The organism is Brevundimonas fluminis, from assembly GCF_003934285.1.
GTDB classification, from domain to species: Bacteria; Pseudomonadota; Alphaproteobacteria; order Caulobacterales; family Caulobacteraceae; genus Brevundimonas; species Brevundimonas fluminis.
Genome location: NZ_RQWJ01000002.1, coordinates 500,132 through 517,741, shown reverse-complemented (window position 1 = coordinate 517,741; position 17,610 = coordinate 500,132). Strand labels below are relative to the sequence as shown.

Sequence of the window (17,610 nt, the reverse complement as noted above, 5' to 3'; positions counted from 1 at the left end):
CGCCGCAGACGAGGACGCCCGCCTCCGGGCAGGGAAGCGGGCGTCCTGTGCCGATCAGCCGTCCGCGATCACTGCACGCGTTCGACGGTGACTCCGCGCTTGCCGAGGATGACCTGGACCGAGTCGTCGCCGGCCAGGTGGGCGGCGCCGACGGCGATGAAGGCGGTGCCCGAGCCCTGGAGCATGGTCTCGATCTGGCCGGCCCAGTTGGTGTTCCGGCGGGTCAGCATCGCGTCATAGACGCGGGCGTCGCCGTCGCGCATCTCGTGGGCGAAGCCGGCCAGGCCGTCGAGGTCGCCGGTCGACCAGGCGTCGACCAGGGAGTCGAGCTCGGTCGCCGCGTTCTCATAGGTCTCCAGCGACTGGCGCAGGAAGTTCAGCTGGGCGTCCTCAGGGAAGCCGGCGAGGATGCGGACCTGCTCCTCGATGGTCTCCAGCCCCTTGACCGGCTTGCCCTCGGCCTCGGCGCGGGCACGCAGGACAAGCTCGATGCCCGAGTTGGGGTCGTATCCGGCCTTGGTCAGCGGGGCCATCGACAGGGTCAGGGCCACCAGCCAGGGGCGCATGACGTTAAGCTGCTGGACCGGAATGCCGATGACGCCGGCCGCTTCGCCCAGCTTGGCGTACTCGGCCTCGCTGAGCAGGGTGTTCAGCGGGCGCGACGGGTCCATGCCGTGCTCCATGACCAGCGGCAGGACGGCGGCCTGGTCGTCCGGGTTGGTGATCTCGAACCAGACCTCGTCGGCCTCGGCGAAGGCGGCGTCGACGCGAGGGCTGCCCCAGGCGGTCGTGGGGCGCAGGACGTGGACGGTGCCGAACAGATAGATGGTCGAGTCGGCGTCCTTGATGACCCACAAGGCCGGGCCGGAGCCGGCGGGCGCCTGCGGCACGACGACGGGGACGACCGCGATCTCCTGGGCCCATGCGGCGGGAGAGCCGGCGAGCGAGGCGACGAGGCCGAGGCCCAGCGCGGCCCCGGCGACGGAGCGGGTCAGGGCGGCGGCGGAGGTCCTGAGACGGGAGGCGAGGGTCATGGGAGGTCCTTTCAAGGCGGAGCGGGGGGCGTGGGGTGAAGGAGGGTTCATTTGATGCCGCGGCGGGCTGCGACGACGGCGGAGGCGACCAGATAGACGGCCATGAGGACGCCGATCATGCCCCAGGCGGTGACGCCGCCGGTCAGGCCCAGACGCTCGCCGGCGGCATAGAGGAACAGGGCCAGCTGGAGGGTCCAGAAGGCCAGACCGCCGGTCTCCACCATGATCCGGCGCAACATCTCGTCGGCGCGGCGCCAGAGCATGAGGTTGGCGACGGTCTGCACCGCCAGCAGGGCCAGGACCAGGGCGAAGGCCAGCTCCGACGAGACCCAGCGCGTGGCGTAGAGCGGGATCATCAGCATGATCCCGGCCAGCGCCATGGCGACGACCTGAAGGACGCCGCATCCCTTGGGCGAGCGCGAGGGCCGGAGGGTCAGGACGACCCCGCTGACCACCGCCATGGCGACCAGGACGACGGCGATGAACAGGTTCAGGGCGTCGTCGGGCGGCAGGCCGCCGGCGTCCACGAACCGGGCGACGAGGCCGCCGGTGACCGCGCCGGCCGCGGCCAGCAGAGCCATGCCGGCGATGCGGAGCGGCAGCGGAAGGGGACGATCTTCGGTCATGTCAGTCCTCCGTGAAGATGGCTTCGATCGGCTGTCCGAAGACGCGGGCGATCTTGAAGGCGAGCGGCAGCGACGGGTCGTAGCGGCCGGTTTCGAGCGCGTTGACGGTCTGGCGGGAGACGCCGAGGCGGTCGGCCAGCTCGGCCTGGGACCAGTCGCGTTCGGCGCGCAGCACCTTGAGGCGGTTGTTCATGGGGCGCCCCTACCGATGCCGCAGCCACCAGAGGGCCCAGGCGATCCCGTAGCCCACCCCTTGGGCCCCGACCGTCAGGGCGATCCCCGTCATGATGAGGTCGTCCGGTCCGCTCCCCAGCGGCGGCAGGGTGACGTCGATGACGCCCCAGGTCGACAGGGCGAAGAGGCCCATGACGGAGGCCATGCCGGTCGAGCCGCCCCAGTACCAGGCCCACTTGTGCGCCTCGCGCACGGCCTCGTCGGCGCTGCGCCACCAGGCGACGCAGATCCAGGACACGGCGGCGACGCCCACGGTGAGCAGGGCGATGCGCAAGGTGGTCGCGGCGGCGCCGCCGAAGGCGTCGATCAGGGCCGAGAGCCCGCCCACGGCGAGGCCGACCAGAGCGCTGACGCCCAGCATGCCCACGTAGCCGAGGCGGCGTCGTTTGCGTATGGGTCGGTCCGTCATGACAAGCTCCCGCGTCGATTTGACAAGGATGTTTTACATCGACCGCCGCCCGTGTCAAGCGCCCTTGTCATAAAGTCCGCAAGGCTTGTCGTCTCTACCCGGCCGCGTCCGCCGGCGGAGCGAGCAGTTCCGGCCGCGAAAGGGCGCGGGGCGTCGGCTCGACGGGCGCCAGCTCCGGCAGGTCCTTGCCCTCGTGGTCGACGTGCAGGTCCTCGAAACGCCGGGCCGACACCATGACCTGGCTCTCCAGCGAGCCGACGAACTGGTTGTACTTGCCGACCGCCGTGTCCAGCGCCCGGCCGACGGCGGCCGCATGGCCGCCCATGACTGACAGGCGCTTGTAAAGCTCGCGCCCCAACTTCGCGACCTCCTCGGCGTTCCTTGCCTGCTCCTCGGCGCGCCAGCCGTAGGCGACGGCCTTGCACAGGGCGAACAGGGTCGACGGCGTGACGATCACCACCCGGCTGGCCATGGCGTCCGACAACAGATCCGGCTCGTGATCCAGCGCCGCCGACAGGAAGGCGTCGGACGGCACGAACAGGGCGACGAAGTCCGGGCTGGGCCTGAACTGGTCCTGATAGGCCTTGGACGCCAGCTGGCGCATGTGGGTCTTCAGGCTGGCGGCGGTGCGGATCGCGGCGGCGCGGGCGCGCGCCTCGTCGTCGCCCTCGCCCTCGTCGGCGAAGGCCAGCGGCACCTTGGCGTCGATGACGAAGCGCCCGCCACCGGCCATGCGCACCAGGAAGTCGGGACGCTGCTGACGCCCCGCGTCGTCGGCGGCCGAGGTCTGTTCCACGAAGTCGAAGCGCCCCGCCATGCCCGCGGCCTCCAGCACGTTGCGGCAGGTCTGCTCCCCCCAGCGCCCGCGCCGGCCGGTGTTGCCGCGCAGGGCCTCGGTCAGCTTGCGCGCCTCGTCGCGGGTGGCGGCCGAGGCGGTCATCAGATGGGCCAGCTGCTCCTTCAGCCCGCCGGTCTCGTCGGCGCGGGTCTTTTCCAGCGCGGCGACGTGCTGCTGGAACTGCGCCAGGGTCTCGGCCACGGGCTTCAGTTGCGCCTCCAGCCGCTGCTGGGCCATCAGCTCGCGATTGCGGAAGGTCTCGTCGGTGCGCTTCAGCAGGGCCTCGGCCGCGGCCTGCGCCTGCTCGCCCGCCTGGGCGCGCAGGAACTCCGCTTGCGTCGCCGCCTGATCCTCGGCCAGACGCAGACGGGCCTCGGTGTCGGCGAACCGCTCGCGCAGCTCCCACGCCCGCGTCTCGGCGGCCCCGGCGCGGCGGCGCTCCATCAGGGCCCAGACGAGGGCCACCACGGCGACCACGGCGGGGGCGAGGGCGAAGGCGAATTCTGCGTTCATGCTCCGTTCCTTAGCGGGAGTCGCGACGACGGACCATCGGCTCCCCTCACGTCAGAATCGGTCGGATGTGGACTCCGTGGGCTTCGCGGAGAAGACGGGGGCGCCGGGTTCCCGGAACCCACATGGCCGACCCGAGCGATATGGCCGCCCCCGACCGGCGCCGGATCGATCACGAATTCCCGCGTGGAATCAGGCCGGGCGTCGCGCCCTGAGCGCCTGCACGATCGTCCCGTCGTCCAGCCAGTCCAGTTCGCCGCCCACGGGGACGCCCCGCGCCAGGGTGGTGACCTCGGCCCCCGCCCCCGCCAGCCGCTCGACCAGATAGTGGGCCGTCGTCTGGCCGTCGACGGTGGCGGGCAGGGCCAGGACGACCTCGGTCGCCTCGCCCCCCTTCACCCGCCCGACCAGTTCGGCGACTCGGAGGGCGTCGGGGCCGACGCCGTCCAGCGCCGACAGCAGGCCGCCCAGCACGTGATAGCGGCCGCGGAAGGCGCCCGACCGCTCCATGGCCCACAGGGCGCCCGCCTCCTCGACCACGCAGATCAGGCGGCCGTCGCGCGCGGGGTCCGAGCAGATGGCGCAGGGATCGCGGGTGTCGGGCGTGCCGCAGACCGAGCACGATTTCACCTTGGCCCCCACGTCCGCCAGAGCCTCGCCCAGCGGCAGCAGCAGCTGATCGCGCCGCTTGAGCAGGGCCAGCGTCGCGCGCCGCGCCGAGCGCGGCCCCATGCCCGGCAGCTTGGCCAGCAGGCCGATCAGCCGCTCGATCTCGGGTCCGGCGGACGCGGCCACGCCGTCAGAACAGCTTGGGCATGCCGGGGATGTTCATCCCGGCCATGGGCCCGGCGGCCTGACGCATCAGCTCGCCGTTGACCTCGTCCAGCTTGCGCTTGGCGTCGGCGTGGGCGGCGACGATCAGGTCGGCCAGGATCTCGCCCTCGCCCGGCTGCATCAGGCTGTCGTCGATGGCGACGCGCGTGATTTCGCCGGGGCCCTTCAGGGCCACCGTGACCAGCCCGCCGCCCGAGGTGCCCTCGGCGGTCGATTCGGCCATCCGGGCCTGGGCCTCCTGCAGCTTCTGCTGCATGGCCTGGGCCTGTTTCATCAGATCGGTGAGGTCTTTCATGGCCCCTAGATAGGGCGTCGGGGGCGGCGGGAGAAGCCGGTCAGTCCAGCGCGAAGACCAGATCGGCGGTCGTGCGGTCCATCTCCTCGGCCAGACGCGACAAGGTCGTGGTCTGGGAGGTGATCACCTCCGCCGCCCGGCCCGGCATGTCGGACGATGCGGCCCCCGCGACGCGGTTCTCGAGATGCCGGCGCCCGTCGACCATGACCGTCACGGAGACGAGGGCGTGGGCGTTCGGATCGTCTTCGTCAGGTCCGGACAGAATGCAGCGGTGGCCGGTCAGGCCGTCGCGATCCAGCCGCTCGAACCGGACGACCGACAGGCCGGGGTTCGCGGCGGCGCAGGCGCCGGAGTCGGGCAGGACGGAGGGAAGGGCGGCATCCGGTTCCCCTCCCTCGATCCGCTCGCTGCGGAGGCGGAAGCCGATGGCGAAGGATAAGTCGTCGTCGTCCGGCAGGCCGTGGAAGAGCGTCGTGGTGAGGTTCTTCATCAACGGCGCCAGCGGTGGGGCCTCGACGCCGAGGCTCTCGGCAAGCCGCGCCATCTCCGCGTCCAGCTGACTCACGGCCTCGCGGACTGCGGCCTGATCCTCCGCCGAGACGGCGACGATCTGGGCCGCCGCGGGTTGCGGCGCGGACAGCAGGGCGGCGCCCGCCAGCAGGCCGGCCAGAATCATCGAACGCATGGTGAGCCTCCCCTTCGTGCGGAGACCATGACGCCATACGTCGCCACAAGGCCAGCTCCGCGGTCCCCGGCGTCGGGTTTCGTCAGGCCTCGTCCAGATCGGTCTGGATCCACTCCGGAGAGTGATGCACGTCGATCGTCTGAAGCCGGCCGGGACCCAGGTTCTCGAAGCGGTGGGGGACGCAGGCCGGACCGAGCACCACCTCGCCCGCCTCGGCGTCGATCACCGCATCGCCCACGAAGAAGCGGGCGCGGCCCTGGGTGACGATGAAGGTCTCGTCATAGGGATGGACGTGGAGACGCGGCCCGACCCCGATCTCGTCCGTGCCGTAGGCCAGGACGGTGATCCCCGTCTGCTGGAGCAGCCCCGGCACGCCTCCGCGCCACGGGCCCTCCGCGACAGGGTCGAACAGGCGCGATTTCGACGCGGGCCGGCCGTCCGGCGTGACCGTCGCGGGATCGAAGTCGCGGCGCGCCATCAGTCCTCGTCCTCGACCTCGTCGGGAATCGTCGGCAGGTCGGGCGCGGGAGGCGGGACGCGGATCTCGCCCAGTTTGGCGCCGGGAAAGATCGACAGGACCGAGGCGACGAAGGGGTCGGCCTCGACCTCGGCGCGCTGGGCGGCGCGGGCCTTCTTCTCGATCTCGATCAGGGTCTCGCCGCCGCCCTGGCCGTTGGCGGCGATCAGCCAGACCTTGCCGGTCCATTCCTTCAGCCGCGAGGCGAGGCGCGTGGCCAGGTTGGCGGGGGCGCCCTGCACCGGCTCATAGGTGATGCGGCCCGGCTGGAACGAGACGGGCCGGACGTAGCGCTGGACGTCCATCTGCAGCGCCACGTCGCGTTTGGCCCCGATCAGGCCGACGACCTGTTCGAACGTCTGGGGGTCCGGCAGAGCCGGCGCCGCGGCCACGCGCGGAGCCAGGGCGGCCGAGGCGCCGCCACCCCCGCCTCCCCCACCGCCGCGCGACGGGCCGGCCCCACCGGTGACGTCGCCGTCGCGGAGTGCTTTCAGCGCCTCCTCCGGCCCCGGAAGATCGGCGGCATAGGCCAGGCGCACGATGACCATCTCGACCGCGTCGGCCGGATTGGGCGCGCGGCGGACCTCGTCGAGACCCTTGAGCAGCATCTGCCAGACGCGCGACAAGGCGCCGGCGGAAATCGCCGCCCCCAAGGCCGCCAGGGCCTGGGCCTGGTCGTTGGGCAGGCGCGTCGCCTGCGGCCCCAGCATCTTGGACACCGAGGCGGCGTGGGCGTGTTCCAGCAGATCGCCCATGACCTGCACCGGGTCGGCGCCGTAGCCGTAGAGGGTGCGGAAGGTCTCCAGAGCCTCGGGCGTCCGCCCGCTCATGATCTGTTCGAACAGGGCGATCGTGCGGGTGCGATCGGCCAGGCCCAGCATGTCGCGCACGGTCTCGGCTTCGACCACCGCGCCGCGCTCGCCCTGGACCAGCGCCTGATCCAGCAGCGACAGGCCGTCGCGGACCGAGCCCTCGGCGGCGCGGGCGATCAGCGCCAGGGCGTCGGCCTCGATGGCCATGCCTTCCTTCTCGGCCACCTTGTTCAGGTGCCCCACCAGCACCTCCGGCTCCACGCGGCGCAGGTCGAAGCGCTGGCAACGGCTGAGGATGGTCACCGGCACCTTGCGGATCTCGGTGGTGGCGAAGATGAATTTGGCGTGGGGCGGCGGCTCCTCCAGCGTCTTCAGCAGGGCGTTGAACGCCTGCGTCGACAGCATGTGGACCTCGTCCAGCACATAGACCTTGTAGCGCGCCTCGACCGGGGCGTAGCGCACGCTGTCCAGGATCTCGCGGATGTCGCCCACGCCGGTGTGGCTGGCGGCGTCCATCTCCATGACGTCGATGTGCTGGCCGGCCATGATGGCCGCGTCGTGCCGGCCGGTGGGCGACAGCTCCAGCGACGGGCGGTCGATCGTCTCCGTCTCGTTGTTCAGGGCGCGGGCCAGCAGGCGCGCCGTGGTCGTCTTACCCACCCCCCGCACGCCGGTCAGCATGAAGGCGTGGGCGATGCGGCCGGTGGCGAAGGCGTTGGTCAGGGTGCGGACCATCGCCTCCTGCCCGATGAGGTCCTCGAAGGCGCGGGGCCGATATTTGCGCGCGAGAACGGTGTACTCGGACGCGGCCTCGACCGGCCCGGGCATGGGGACGGGCTTCTTCGCCCGGGGCAGGGCCGGGGCGTCCGCGGAGACCAGCTCCGCGGTTTCGTCCGGCGCGGCGAGGGCCTCGGCGACGCGCATGCCTTCGGGTTCGGGCGCGCCGAACATGTCCTCGGTGTTGGGGTCCCGCTCCTCGACCGCGTCCGAGGGCTCGTCCTCGTCCCACGGCGGGCCGTCGGGATTCGGTCCGGCGTCGCTCATCCGAAAGGCATAGCGCGGAGTCGGCGTCGCGCGCATCCCCCATGCGCGGCGGAACGGTGGATCAGTCCGTCAGGTCGCGGATCTGGCCGCCGTCGGCGCGGATGCGCTCCAGCACCCTTTCGTGCAGCCAGATGTTCATGGCGGCGGTGTCGGACTTGTCGCCCGCATAGCCCAGCTCGTCGGCCAGCTCGCGGCGTTCGTCCAAGGTGGAGTCCATGCCGGTCAGCTTCATCAGATCGACGATGGACGTGCGCCAGTTCAGCTTCTGGTCCCGCTGCTCGTTCATGAAGTCCAAGATGCCGTCGACGTCCACCTGTTGTGGCGCGGTCGCGGCCGGCGTTGGGGCGGGCTGGGCCTGAGCGGACGTCGGGGCGGGCGTGGGCCGCGGAGCGGGGGCCGAGGTCGGCGTCGCCGTGCGGTCGGGCTTGTGGCCGGGACCGGCCTTGGCGCGCTCCCAGATCGGGCCGAGGATTTTTCCGAGAATGCTCATGGGGCGCTCCTTCCGCTGTCGCGGGAAGGAAGGACGCCAGCGCGCGGGAGGTTCCGCGCCCGCCCTCAAGCAGCGAGACGCCGCGCGTCGAGCGGTAGGGCGAAAAAGAAGGGAGGTGGAGACCGCGACCCGAAGGTGAATTCGTTGTGGCTGCTGCCTTCCGGCCCTGACCAGGTTGGCGAAGCCTTCGCCCGCGATCTCCGGGGAGACATATGCGATTTCGCGGTCGCGGACGCAAGCGGGGCCGCGCTATTCAGGCGGCATGAGCGACGCGCCCGCCAACATGTTCGCCGGCAATCCGCTGGACCGGGCGGGAGACCGGCGGAACGATCCGAACTTCATCGCGGAAATGGTCGCTCATCCCGAGGCCCTCGCCCTGAGCTGCGACGCGGCGGGGCCGGTGGTGGAGGACGGGCCGGAGGGGCCGCGGCTGGTCTGGACGCCGCTGGCGGCCGCGCGCCCCGGCGCGGTCGGCGACGAGATCTTCCTCGGGCTCTGGAAGGACGCGCCGGTGTTCGCATTGGAGGTCGAGAGCGGCGGGGCGCCCTTGCGCGAGGCGGCGATGGCGCTGTCCCCGGCGGACGCGGCCATGGCGGGGGCCGCGAAGAGCTTGTTCGACTGGCGACGGCGGCACCGGTTCTGCGCCAACTGCGGCGCGGCGACCGAGCCGGCCTGCGGCGGCTGGAAGCGCGTCTGTCCGGGCTGCGCGGTCGAGCATTTTCCGCGCGTGGATCCGGTCTGCATCATGCTGCCGGTGTTCGAGGGACGGTGCTTCGTCGCCCGCGGCCCGACGTGGCCGCCCGGGCGGATGTCGGCGCCGGCGGGCTTCATCGAGCCCGGCGAGACGATCGAGGAGGCCTGCGCGCGCGAGCTGTTCGAGGAGGCGGGGCTGAAGGTGACCCGGGTGCGGCACCATTCCAGCCAGCCGTGGCCCTTCCCCTCGCAGCTGATGATCGGCCTGGTCTGCGCGGTCGAGAGCGACGCGGTGACGCTGGATCCGGCCGAACTGGCGGAGGGCGTGTGGCTGACGCGTCAGGAGGCCGCCGACGCCCTCGCCGGCCGCCATCCGGCGGTGATCGCCCCGCCGCCCGTCGCCATCGCCCGGACGCTGATCCGGGCGTGGGTCGAAGGATTCGAGGCCTGATCCGCCTCAGTTGCCGGCGTTGTAGGACCGGACGCCGAAGTGACAGTTCGAGCTGCAGGTCACCATCTGAGCCTCGAAAGTATAGCGGCCGCCCGAGCCGGCGGGGATGACCACCATGGGGGCGTCGTCGTCCTCATAGTCCGAGCCGACCTCATTGCCCGAGGCGTCGCGGACGACCAGATCCAGGTCCGAGCAGCCCTCGTCGCAGGCGCCGATGACGATGTAGGCCGCCCCCGAGGCGACGTTGAAGGTGCCGGTGGTCGAGGCGCCGGCCGACAGGCGGCCCGTGGCGCGGCTGGCCGGCGAAATGCCGAACTCGGCCTCCAGCTGGCCGAAGATGTAGTCGACCAGGGCGGCGCCGGTGGCGTCCTGGGCGGAAGCGGCTCCGGCGGCGCCCGTCAGGGCGAGCGCGGCGAAGGCGGCGGCGGCGTGGCGAAGCATGGAAATCCCTCCGATGATGTCGGGAACCATGCGCGCGACTCAGGGGCCGTGCAAATGACGGACTCTGACTTCGGGGGCCTGCCGCTCGACGCGCCGCGTCTCGCCGCCGGAGGTCGTTGGTCAGACGAGCGCGCGCGCGGCCTCGAGGTCCGCGGGGTTGTCCACCGACAGGGGCGGGGCGTGGATCACCGACGCCCAGATGGACAGGCCCATCTCCAGCGCCCTCAGCTGTTCCAGCTTCTCGCGCTTCTCCAGAGGCGACGGCGGGGCGGCGCAGAACCGTTCCAACGCGGCCCGGCGATAGCCGTAGACTCCGACATGTCGCCAGACCGGGCCGTCGCCGTACAGGGTCGAGCGCGTGAAATAGAGGGCGCGGCCGTGGCGCTCGCCCGGCTCCATGGCCAGCACCGCCTTGACCACGTCGGGGTTCGACCGATCCGAGGCGTCGGCCTCGGGGGCCACCAGCGTCGCGACGTCGCAGTCGGGCTGGCCGTGCAGCAAGGCGGCGCAGGCGGTCGCCAGCCCCGGATCGGCGAAGGGCATGTCGCCCTGCAGGTTGATCACCGCGTCGTGGCGGCCGTCGGGATCGAGGGCGTGGAGCGCGGCCATGATGCGGTCGGACCCCGACGGCAGGCCGGGATCGGTCAGGACGGCCACGCCGCCGGCATCGGTCACGACGTCGACGATCTCCGGGTCGCCCGCGGCCACGGCGACGGGCAGGCCGGAGGCGGCGGCGCGCTCCCATGCCCGCACGATCATGGGCACGCCGCCGATGTCGGCCAGCGGCTTGTCCGGCAGCCGGGTCGCCGCCATGCGGGCCGGAATGATGACGAGCGGGTTCATGGCGGAGTCTCCCCGCGGGCCGGTTGCGAAGGGCGCGCTACCGTGTCAGAGACGCCCACGCAAGGCGAGGCCGCCCGCGCATCCGCGCGCGCGGTCTGGCGTCATCAAGACATGGGATGCGACGACGCGATGAGCGGCGACCTGAAGTGGAACAAGATCATGGGCGCCGGCCTGGCGACCGCCTTCGTGATCATCGGCGTGCAGCAGGTGACCGGCGCGATCTATCACTCCGAGCCCCCCGAGAAGATGGGCTATTTCGTCGACGCGCCCGAAGAGGCGGCGGCCGGCGGCGCGGCCGAGGCCCTGCCGATCGACTGGGGCACGGTCCTGCCGACGGCCGACCTGGCCGCGGGCGAGGCCGCCTTCGCGCGCTGCAAGGCGTGCCACACCATCACGGCGGGCGGCGCCGACGGCATCGGCCCGAACCTGTACGGCGTGGTCGGCGGCCCGGTGATGCACTCGGCCGGCTTCGCCTATTCCGACGCCATGGCCGCGCACAAGGCCGAAGCCCCGACCTGGGGCTATGACGAGCTGGACGCCTTCATCACGGCCCCGGCCCGCTACGTGCCCGGGACCAAGATGTCGTTCGCCGGCCTGCGCGACGAAGAGACGCGCGTCAACCTGATCGCCTATCTGCGGGCCCAGGGTTCCGGCGGCTTCGCCATCCCGGCGCCGGATCCCTCGCGTCAGCCGGGCGCGGCCGCTCCGGCGGAAGGCGCGGCTCCGGCCGAGGGCGAGGCTCCGGCCGAGGGCGCCGCCGAAGCAGGGGCGACCACGGGCGCTCCGGGAACCCCGGCGACCCAGACGACGCCGGCGGCCCCGCCGGCCGCGACCAGCGCCCCGACGGGCGGCTGAGTTTCAGGATCGGAGCGCGGGCCTTCGGGCCCGCGTTCTCGTTTGAGGCTCAGATGCGCCGGAACGTCGGGGCGTCGAAGCCTTCGGACCGCTGTCGCGCATCGACGTCGGACAGCGCCTCTCGCACGACCTGACCTGCCCGCCCGGAAGCGTGGATCAGGGTTTCGCCGTCCAGCATGATCGCCGCGTGGCCGCTCCAGCCCGGCCCGCCCCTCCCATGCGGCCAGACGACCAGATCGCCGCGACGCAGGCCCTTCTGTTCGACGGGCCGTCCCATCTCCGCCTGCCCATCGGCATAGCGGGGCGCCGCGCGGCCGCAGGCGATCAGGCAGGTCTGGACCAGTCCGGCGCAGTCCATGCCGCGGTCGGACCGGCCGCCCAGCCGGTGCGGCAGGCCCGGAAGACGCTCGGCCACCGCGGCCAGGTCGGGCTCGAATTCGCCGATGGGCATGAGGGCGACGTCCCCGACGGGGGCGCCGGCCACGTCGACCATCGCATTCAACGGCAGGCGCCCCCCGATCGACGACACCCTGTGCGTCGGGGCGCCGCTTCCGGCGGCCAGGGCGTCGGCGGCGATCCAGCCGACCACGCCGTCGCGGCGGCACTGGCCCCAGGCCCGGCCGCCCTCGCGCAGCAGGACTTCGAACGCCTCGCCATGCAGCAGCTGGCTGACCAGGTTTCCCGCGTCGTCCAGCACGTCGGCCGCGGCCGTCGCGCCGCGCGTGGCCTCGACGGCGCGATACTCCGGCGCGCGGACGATTCCCTCCAGCGCCTGGGCGGCGAAGGCGGGGCGCGCCGGCAGGAAGCGCGGGTCCGGTGTGTGGAGATCGTGCGTCAAGCGGCGGGTCCGGTTCGTCGCCGATCCTGACGCGTAAGGCCAAAAGGGCCGTTAACGCGGGGGAGGGCTCAGGGCTTGGGAATCAGGGCCTGGAGACGCCGCGGCTCCGCCTTTTCCCAAACCCTGGGCCCTCGACGCATAGCGGCGCTCCAGCATGTCGAAGGCGGCGCGGATTCCCTGCGCCTCGCCGCCCTCGGGCCAGCCGGGGCGCGCGCGCGGGTTCCAGGCGAAGACGTCCAGGTGCGCCCAGGCGCCGGTCTCCGGCGCGAAGCGTTGGAGGAACAGGGCGGCGGTGACCGAACCGGCCTGGGCCCAGGCGGCGGAATCGTTGCGCAGGTCGGCGATCTCGGCCTCGACCGAGGACCGGTATCCGGACCACAGCGGCATGCGCCACATGGGGTCGCCGACGCGGGCCGAGGCGGCCAGCAGGTCGGCGGCCAACGCCTCGTCGTCGGTGTAGAGCGGCGGCAGTTCCGGACCCAGCGCGACGCGGGCCGCGCCGGTCAGGGTGGCGAAGTCGAGGGTCAGGTCCGGCCGGTGCTCGCCCGCGCGGGCCAGGGCGTCGGACAGGATCAACCGCCCCTCGGCGTCGGTGTTGCCGACTTCGACGGTCAGGCCCTTGCGCGTCTTCAGCACGTCCCCGGGACGGAAGGCGTCGCCGGAGATGGCGTTCTCGACCGCCGCGACCAGCACGACCAGCCGCACCGGCAGCTTCGCGCCCATGATCAGCCGGGCGAGGCCGAGCACGTGGGCGGCGCCGCCCATGTCCTTCTTCATGTTGCGCATGCCGGCGGCGGGCTTGATGTCCAGACCGCCGGAATCGAAGGCCACGCCCTTGCCGACCAGCGCGACCAGCGGCCGGTCTGCGGCGTCGAGGTTCCAGCCCATCTCGATCAGCCGCGGCGCGCGATGCGGGGCGGCGGCGCGGCCGACGGCGTGAACGGCGGGATAGTTCGCCTTCAGCAGGGCGTCGCCGGTCGTGACCTGGATCGAAGCGCCGTGCGCCTGCGCCACCTCGCGCGCCTCCGCTTCGATCTCGGCCGGGCCCATGTCGGCCGCCGGCGTGTCGACCATGCGTCGGACCCGGAAACAGGCGTCGGCGACGGCCTGCGCGGCCGCGAGGTCGAGGCCCTCGGGCCCCACCAGGCGGGGCGGGACTGCGGGCTTCGCCTTGTAGCGGTCGAACCGGTACGCCCCGAGGGCGAAGGAGAGGGCCAACCCGTGGGCCTCGGCCGGCTCCCACCCCTCCAGCCGCCAGTCGCCGACGGGCAGCTTCGCGGCCAGCGCCCGACCCGCCATGGCGTCCACGGCCGCGTCGCCGACGCCCAGGAGGGCGTGGTCGGGCGCGCCGGCGGGGCCGGGAACGATCAGCAGCTGGCCCGGCTTGCCGACGAAGTCGTTCGCCGCGGCCCATGCGGCGACCGCGCCCTCCAGTCCCGAACCGCCGCGCGCGGGGCGCACCGGCAGGGCGGCTTCGGAGTCGGCGATCAGGACGTCGGCGGCGGCGATCATGCGGGCACTCCGGGCGGCGAGCGTTAACGCTCCCTTGACGCGGCGGCGCGATTCTCGACGTCACGCCGATTGGACGTCGATCATGTCGCGCACCCTCCTCCTCGCCGCAACCGCCCTGACCCTGCTGGCCACTCCCGCGCTGGCTCAGCAGCAAACGGCCGCGCCCGCCACGGCCGAGGTGCGGGCGAGCTACGAGCGCATGGATCCGTTGAGCCGCAGCCTGTTCTGGTCGCAGGAGTTCGAGAAGAACCCGGCCGATCCGGAGGCGGGCGCGGCCCTGCCCCGCTCCCTGCGCGAGCTGGGCCGGCATCAGGAAGCGGCCGAGGCGGCGGAGCGGGCGCTCGTCGTCCAGCCGGACAACGTCGAGGTGCTGCTGGAAGCGGGCCGGGCCCACATCGCCCGCGGTCAGGCCTTTTACGGCATCGCTCCTCTGGAGCGCGCGGCGCGGCTGGCGCCGCGCGACTGGCGGCCGCATTCGCTGCTGGGCGTGGCCTATGAGCAGACGCGGCGGCCGGAAGACGCGGCGGCGGCCTGGGCGCAGGGGCTGGCCCTCTCGCCGGAGAATCCCGCCATCCTGACCAACATGGCCATGGGGCCCATGATGGCGGGCGACCTGGTGACGGCGGAAGACTATCTGCGGCGCGCCGCGGCCCATCCCGAGGCGGGGCTGAAGGTGCGGCAGAACCTGGCGCTGGTGCTGGGGCTCAAGGGCGAACTGGGCGAGGCCGAGCGGATGCTGCGCCGCGACCTGCCGCCGGAGATGGCCGACGCGAACCTCGCGTGGATCCGGCAAAGGTCCGCCGACGGGACCGGCGCGGGCGGCCGGACCTGGAGCTCGCTGCAGTAGGCTCGCCCCCGGGTCCGCAAGACCCTATGTTCCGGTCATGATCGACGAGATCTATTCCAGAGAAATCCTGCGTCTGGCCGCGGACCTGCCGCATGCCGGACGGCTGGAATGGCCGCACGGCACGGGCCAGCGCACGGCGAAGCTGTGCGGTTCGCGCGCGATCGTCGACGTGAAGATCGGTCGGGGCACGATGGTCGAGCATTTCGCCCAGGACGTGAAGGCCTGCGCCCTGGGCCAGGCCGCGGCGTCGATCATCGGGGCGAACGCCGTCGGCGCGGCCCTGCCCGAGGCGCGGGCCGCCCGTGATGCGATGCGCGACATGCTGAAGTCGGGCGGCGAGGGACCGACGGGCCGATTCGAAGGTCTGAGGATCTTGAAGCCCGTGGCGGCTTATCCGGCGCGGCACGCCTCTTCCATGGTGGCGATCGAGGCTCTGTGCGACGCCATCGAGAACGCGATCGAGAACCGTCTGACCTGGAGCCCGCCCTTCTATGCCGAGCCCGACTGGGAACAGCAGGAAGCCGAGCGAACTCGCCGCGCCGGTTCCACCTAGCCGCCGTCTCCGGCATCGGGGATAAGCGCGGCGATGGCGACCGGCGAAGGACCCTATGAACGCGGCGTTCGGCTGGCCCACAGGGCCTACAAGCTGTCGTTCAGCCTGGTGTTCGGACAGCAGTGCCGGTTTCTGCCGACCTGTTCGGACTATGCCCGCGACGCCCTGATCGCCCATGGGCCGGTCCGCGGGGGATGGCTGACGGCGCGCCGCCTGTGTAAGTGCCATCCATGGGGCGGATCGGGCTACGATCCGGTGCCGCCGAAGAAGCCAGAAGAATGATCGAACTGAAATTCCCAGACGGCGCCGTGCGCCAGTATCCGGCCGGATCGACGGCCCGCGACGTGGCGGCGTCCATCTCGCCGTCTCTGGCCAAGAAGGCCCTGCTGGCCGAGCTGAACGGCGAGCAGCGCGACATGGGCCGCGAGCTGGAGACCGGCGGCGACTTCCGCCTGATCATGCGTGACGACCCCGAGGCGCTGTACACGATCCGCCACGACGCCGCGCACGTGCTGGCCGAGGCCGTTCAGACCCTGTTCCCCGGCACCCAGGTGACCATCGGCCCGGCGATCGAGGACGGATTCTATTACGACTTCTTCCGCGAGGAGCCGTTCTCGACCGACGACTTCGCCGCCATCGAGAAGGAGATGGGCCGGATCGTCGACCGCGACGCGAAGTTCGAGCGCGAGGTCTGGGACCGGAACGACGCGATCGAGTTCTTCGAGGCCAGGGGCGAGAAGTTCAAGGCCGAGCTGATCCGGGACCTGCCGGAGGATCAGACGATCACCCTGTACAAGCAGGGCGAGTGGATCGACCTGTGCCGGGGGCCGCACTTCCCCTCCACGCGGCACGTCGGCAAGGCCTTCAAGCTGACCAAGCTGGCCGGCGCCTATTGGCGGGGCGACTCCAGGCGCGAGCAGCTGCAGCGCATCTACGGCACCGCCTGGGCGACCAGGGAGGACCTGGACGCGCACCTGGCGCGCATCGAGGAGGCGGAGAAGCGCGACCACCGCAAGCTGGGACGGGCGATGAACCTGTTCCACATGCAGGAGGAAGGCCGCGGCATGGTCTTCTGGCACCCCAAGGGCTGGGTACTGTGGCGGGTCATCGAGGCCTACATGCGCCGCCGGCTGGACGCCGCGGGCTACGTCGAGGTCAAGACGCCCCAGGTGCTGGACCGAAAATTCTGGGAGGCGTCCGGGCACTGGGAAAAATACCGGCCCAACATGTTCGTGTGCGAGACGGTCGAGGGCGAGGAGCTGTCCCTCAAGCCGATGAACTGCCCGGGCCACGTGCAGATCTTCGATCAGGGCCAGCGGTCGTACCGCGAGCTGCCGCTCCGCATGGCCGAGTTCGGGGCGTGTCACCGGTATGAGCCGTCGGGCAGCCTGCACGGGCTGATGCGGGTGCGCGGCTTCGTGCAGGACGACGCCCACATCTTCTGCCGCGAGGACCAGATCGTCGACGAGACGGCGCGGTTCATCGAGCTGGCCCGCAGCGTCCACGCCGACCTGGGCATGGAGACGGCCTACATCAGCCTGGGCACCCGACCGGAGACGCGGGCGGGTTCGGACGAGTTCTGGGACAAGGCCGAGGCGCTGATGGCCGAGGCGGCGCGCGCCGCCGGGACCGAGCCGGTGATCACGCCGGGCGACGGCGCCTTCTACGCGCCCAAGCTGGACTTCATCGTCAAGGACGCCATCGGGCGGGAATGGACCTGCGGCACGATCCAGCTGGACTACGTCCTGCCGGAGCGTCTGGGCGCCGAGTACGTCGCCGAGGACGGTCAGAAGCATCGCCCCGTGATGCTGCACCGGGCCATCCTGGGCAGCTTCGAGCGGTTCATCGGCATCATGATCGAGAACTATGCCGGAGCCTTCCCCCTGTGGCTGGCGCCGGTGCAGGCCGTGGTGGCGACCATCGTGTCGGAAGCGGATCCGTATGCCGAGGAGGTGGCCGCCAGGTTCCGCGCCGCGGGCCTGCGCGTCGAGACCGACCTGCGCAACGAGAAGGTCGGCTACAAGGTGCGCGAGCACTCCGTGGCCAAGGTGCCGGTCATCGCCGTGGTCGGGCGCAACGAAGCCGAGAAGGGCGAGGTCGCGATCCGCCGGCTGGGCAGCCAGGCGCAGGAGGTGGTCACCGTCGAGGAGGCCATCCGCATCCTGACCGAAGAGGCGACGCCGCCGGACCTGAAGCGCGGCTGACGTTCGGAACCGCTCGCGCGCCCCGGCGCTCCTTCGTCAAGCAGA

21 protein-coding genes and 1 other RNA gene are annotated in these 17,610 nt (G+C 71.9%); 6 read left to right on the top strand and 16 right to left on the bottom strand.

Going from position 1 to position 17,610, the window contains the following annotated elements; translation table 11 throughout:
• Positions 1-68: 68 nt before the first annotated feature.
• The 12 genes from EFJ44_RS03155 to ffs all read right to left on the bottom strand — a co-directional run bounded on the left by EFJ44_RS03155 (position 69) and on the right by ffs (position 8,533).
• Positions 69-1,034 (bottom strand): TraB/GumN family protein, encoded by a 966-nt coding sequence (locus EFJ44_RS03155; RefSeq protein ID WP_125255723.1) that lies wholly within the window; start codon positions 1,032-1,034, stop codon positions 69-71.
• 47 nt (positions 1,035-1,081) lie between these two features.
• The gene (locus EFJ44_RS03150) at positions 1,082-1,660 is read right to left on the bottom strand and encodes a hypothetical protein (protein ID WP_125255722.1); all 579 of its coding nucleotides are present in this window, start codon (positions 1,658-1,660) and stop codon (positions 1,082-1,084) included.
• A 1-nt stretch (position 1,661) separates the two neighbouring features.
• Positions 1,662-1,853 (bottom strand): helix-turn-helix transcriptional regulator, encoded by a 192-nt coding sequence (locus EFJ44_RS03145; protein ID WP_125255721.1) that lies wholly within the window; start codon positions 1,851-1,853, stop codon positions 1,662-1,664.
• A 9-nt stretch (positions 1,854-1,862) separates the two neighbouring features.
• Complete coding sequence (locus tag EFJ44_RS03140) at positions 1,863-2,303, bottom strand: hypothetical protein (protein ID WP_125255720.1); 441 nt, start codon at positions 2,301-2,303, stop codon at positions 1,863-1,865.
• Between the two features lie 94 nt (positions 2,304-2,397).
• Positions 2,398-3,654 (bottom strand): DNA recombination protein RmuC, encoded by a 1,257-nt coding sequence (locus EFJ44_RS03135; RefSeq protein ID WP_164511829.1) that lies wholly within the window; start codon positions 3,652-3,654, stop codon positions 2,398-2,400.
• A gap of 189 nt (positions 3,655-3,843) precedes the next feature.
• Positions 3,844-4,446, bottom strand: coding sequence for a recombination mediator RecR (gene recR, locus EFJ44_RS03130; RefSeq protein WP_125255719.1), 603 nt, complete (start codon positions 4,444-4,446; stop codon positions 3,844-3,846).
• 4 nt (positions 4,447-4,450) lie between these two features.
• Positions 4,451-4,780 carry a YbaB/EbfC family nucleoid-associated protein gene (locus tag EFJ44_RS03125; protein WP_125255718.1) on the bottom strand — a complete coding sequence of 110 codons (330 nt, stop codon included), beginning with the start codon at positions 4,778-4,780 and terminating at the stop codon, positions 4,451-4,453.
• Between the two features lie 40 nt (positions 4,781-4,820).
• Positions 4,821-5,465, bottom strand: a complete 645-nt coding sequence (locus tag EFJ44_RS03120) for a hypothetical protein (protein ID WP_125255717.1) — start codon at positions 5,463-5,465, stop codon at positions 4,821-4,823.
• An 82-nt stretch (positions 5,466-5,547) separates the two neighbouring features.
• Positions 5,548-5,943, bottom strand: coding sequence for a cupin domain-containing protein (locus tag EFJ44_RS03115; protein ID WP_125255716.1), 396 nt, complete (start codon positions 5,941-5,943; stop codon positions 5,548-5,550).
• Complete coding sequence (locus EFJ44_RS03110) at positions 5,943-7,838, bottom strand: DNA polymerase III subunit gamma/tau (protein WP_125255715.1); 1,896 nt, start codon at positions 7,836-7,838, stop codon at positions 5,943-5,945. Before EFJ44_RS03110 ends, EFJ44_RS03115 begins: the two co-directional genes overlap by 1 nt.
• A 61-nt stretch (positions 7,839-7,899) precedes the next feature.
• Complete coding sequence (locus tag EFJ44_RS03105) at positions 7,900-8,328, bottom strand: DUF3597 domain-containing protein (protein ID WP_125255714.1); 429 nt, start codon at positions 8,326-8,328, stop codon at positions 7,900-7,902.
• 111 nt (positions 8,329-8,439) lie between these two features.
• Positions 8,440-8,533, bottom strand: an RNA gene (gene ffs, locus EFJ44_RS03100) — signal recognition particle sRNA small type.
• 57 nt (positions 8,534-8,590) lie between these two features.
• On the opposite strand from ffs, the gene nudC reads away from it, so the two are divergent.
• Positions 8,591-9,472, top strand: a complete 882-nt coding sequence (nudC, locus tag EFJ44_RS03095) for an NAD(+) diphosphatase (RefSeq protein WP_125255713.1) — start codon at positions 8,591-8,593, stop codon at positions 9,470-9,472.
• Positions 9,473-9,478: 6 nt separating this feature from the next.
• Here the strand turns inward: nudC and EFJ44_RS03090 are convergent, their stop codons facing one another.
• Positions 9,479-9,913: a hypothetical protein gene (locus tag EFJ44_RS03090; protein ID WP_125255712.1), complete on the bottom strand. Its 435-nt coding sequence runs from the start codon at positions 9,911-9,913 to the stop codon at positions 9,479-9,481.
• 120 nt (positions 9,914-10,033) lie between these two features.
• Positions 10,034-10,756, bottom strand: coding sequence for a 3-deoxy-manno-octulosonate cytidylyltransferase (locus EFJ44_RS03085; protein WP_125255711.1), 723 nt, complete (start codon positions 10,754-10,756; stop codon positions 10,034-10,036).
• 129 nt (positions 10,757-10,885) lie between these two features.
• Between EFJ44_RS03085 and EFJ44_RS03080 the strand changes: the two genes are divergently transcribed.
• A complete protein-coding gene (locus tag EFJ44_RS03080; protein ID WP_125255710.1) occupies positions 10,886-11,611 on the top strand; it encodes a c-type cytochrome in 726 nt (241 codons plus the stop codon).
• A 49-nt stretch (positions 11,612-11,660) separates the two neighbouring features.
• On the opposite strand, the gene EFJ44_RS03075 is transcribed toward EFJ44_RS03080, so the two are convergent.
• The gene (locus EFJ44_RS03075) at positions 11,661-12,449 is read right to left on the bottom strand and encodes a C40 family peptidase (RefSeq protein WP_125255709.1); all 789 of its coding nucleotides are present in this window, start codon (positions 12,447-12,449) and stop codon (positions 11,661-11,663) included.
• A gap of 51 nt (positions 12,450-12,500) precedes the next feature.
• Positions 12,501-13,961 carry a leucyl aminopeptidase family protein gene (locus EFJ44_RS03070; protein WP_125255708.1) on the bottom strand — a complete coding sequence of 487 codons (1,461 nt, stop codon included), beginning with the start codon at positions 13,959-13,961 and terminating at the stop codon, positions 12,501-12,503.
• Between the two features lie 82 nt (positions 13,962-14,043).
• Here EFJ44_RS03070 and EFJ44_RS03065 point away from each other — a divergent pair, with 82 nt between their 5' ends.
• Genes EFJ44_RS03065 through thrS form a run of 4 tightly spaced genes read left to right on the top strand, consistent with a single transcriptional unit; the run spans position 14,044 to position 17,565 of the window.
• Positions 14,044-14,808, top strand: coding sequence for a tetratricopeptide repeat protein (locus EFJ44_RS03065; RefSeq protein WP_125255707.1), 765 nt, complete (start codon positions 14,044-14,046; stop codon positions 14,806-14,808).
• A gap of 37 nt (positions 14,809-14,845) precedes the next feature.
• Positions 14,846-15,361 carry an iron-sulfur cluster assembly scaffold protein gene (locus EFJ44_RS03060; RefSeq protein WP_241209653.1) on the top strand — a complete coding sequence of 172 codons (516 nt, stop codon included), beginning with the start codon at positions 14,846-14,848 and terminating at the stop codon, positions 15,359-15,361.
• A gap of 33 nt (positions 15,362-15,394) precedes the next feature.
• On the top strand, positions 15,395-15,643 hold the full coding sequence (yidD, locus tag EFJ44_RS03055; RefSeq protein WP_125255706.1) for a membrane protein insertion efficiency factor YidD: 249 nt from the start codon (positions 15,395-15,397) through the stop codon (positions 15,641-15,643).
• Positions 15,640-17,565 carry a threonine--tRNA ligase gene (gene thrS, locus EFJ44_RS03050; protein ID WP_125255705.1) on the top strand — a complete coding sequence of 642 codons (1,926 nt, stop codon included), beginning with the start codon at positions 15,640-15,642 and terminating at the stop codon, positions 17,563-17,565. The genes yidD and thrS overlap by 4 nt, the downstream gene beginning before the upstream one ends.
• Positions 17,566-17,610 lie beyond the last annotated feature (45 nt).

Bases quoted from the DNA above. Each gene is read 5' to 3' on its own strand.
- EFJ44_RS03115 (WP_125255716.1), bottom strand. From the start codon at position 5,943: ATGGCGCGCCGCGACTTCGATCCCGCGACGGTCACGCCGGACGGCCGG.
- EFJ44_RS03110 (WP_125255715.1), bottom strand. From the start codon at position 7,838: ATGAGCGACGCCGGACCGAATCCCGACGGCCCGCCGTGGGACGAGGAC.
- EFJ44_RS03070 (WP_125255708.1), bottom strand. From the start codon at position 13,961: ATGATCGCCGCCGCCGACGTCCTGATCGCCGACTCCGAAGCCGCCCTG.
- nudC (WP_125255713.1), top strand. From the start codon at position 8,591: ATGAGCGACGCGCCCGCCAACATGTTCGCCGGCAATCCGCTGGACCGG.
- EFJ44_RS03135 (WP_164511829.1), bottom strand. From the start codon at position 3,654: ATGAACGCAGAATTCGCCTTCGCCCTCGCCCCCGCCGTGGTCGCCGTG.
- EFJ44_RS03125 (WP_125255718.1), bottom strand. From the start codon at position 4,780: ATGAAAGACCTCACCGATCTGATGAAACAGGCCCAGGCCATGCAGCAG.
- EFJ44_RS03060 (WP_241209653.1), top strand. From the start codon at position 14,846: ATGATCGACGAGATCTATTCCAGAGAAATCCTGCGTCTGGCCGCGGAC.
- EFJ44_RS03065 (WP_125255707.1), top strand. From the start codon at position 14,044: ATGTCGCGCACCCTCCTCCTCGCCGCAACCGCCCTGACCCTGCTGGCC.
- EFJ44_RS03145 (WP_125255721.1), bottom strand. From the start codon at position 1,853: ATGAACAACCGCCTCAAGGTGCTGCGCGCCGAACGCGACTGGTCCCAG.
- EFJ44_RS03080 (WP_125255710.1), top strand. From the start codon at position 10,886: ATGAGCGGCGACCTGAAGTGGAACAAGATCATGGGCGCCGGCCTGGCG.
- thrS (WP_125255705.1), top strand. From the start codon at position 15,640: ATGATCGAACTGAAATTCCCAGACGGCGCCGTGCGCCAGTATCCGGCC.
- EFJ44_RS03140 (WP_125255720.1), bottom strand. From the start codon at position 2,303: ATGACGGACCGACCCATACGCAAACGACGCCGCCTCGGCTACGTGGGC.
- EFJ44_RS03150 (WP_125255722.1), bottom strand. From the start codon at position 1,660: ATGACCGAAGATCGTCCCCTTCCGCTGCCGCTCCGCATCGCCGGCATG.
- EFJ44_RS03105 (WP_125255714.1), bottom strand. From the start codon at position 8,328: ATGAGCATTCTCGGAAAAATCCTCGGCCCGATCTGGGAGCGCGCCAAG.
- EFJ44_RS03155 (WP_125255723.1), bottom strand. From the start codon at position 1,034: ATGACCCTCGCCTCCCGTCTCAGGACCTCCGCCGCCGCCCTGACCCGC.
- EFJ44_RS03090 (WP_125255712.1), bottom strand. From the start codon at position 9,913: ATGCTTCGCCACGCCGCCGCCGCCTTCGCCGCGCTCGCCCTGACGGGC.
- EFJ44_RS03120 (WP_125255717.1), bottom strand. From the start codon at position 5,465: ATGCGTTCGATGATTCTGGCCGGCCTGCTGGCGGGCGCCGCCCTGCTG.
- yidD (WP_125255706.1), top strand. From the start codon at position 15,395: ATGGCGACCGGCGAAGGACCCTATGAACGCGGCGTTCGGCTGGCCCAC.
- EFJ44_RS03085 (WP_125255711.1), bottom strand. From the start codon at position 10,756: ATGAACCCGCTCGTCATCATTCCGGCCCGCATGGCGGCGACCCGGCTG.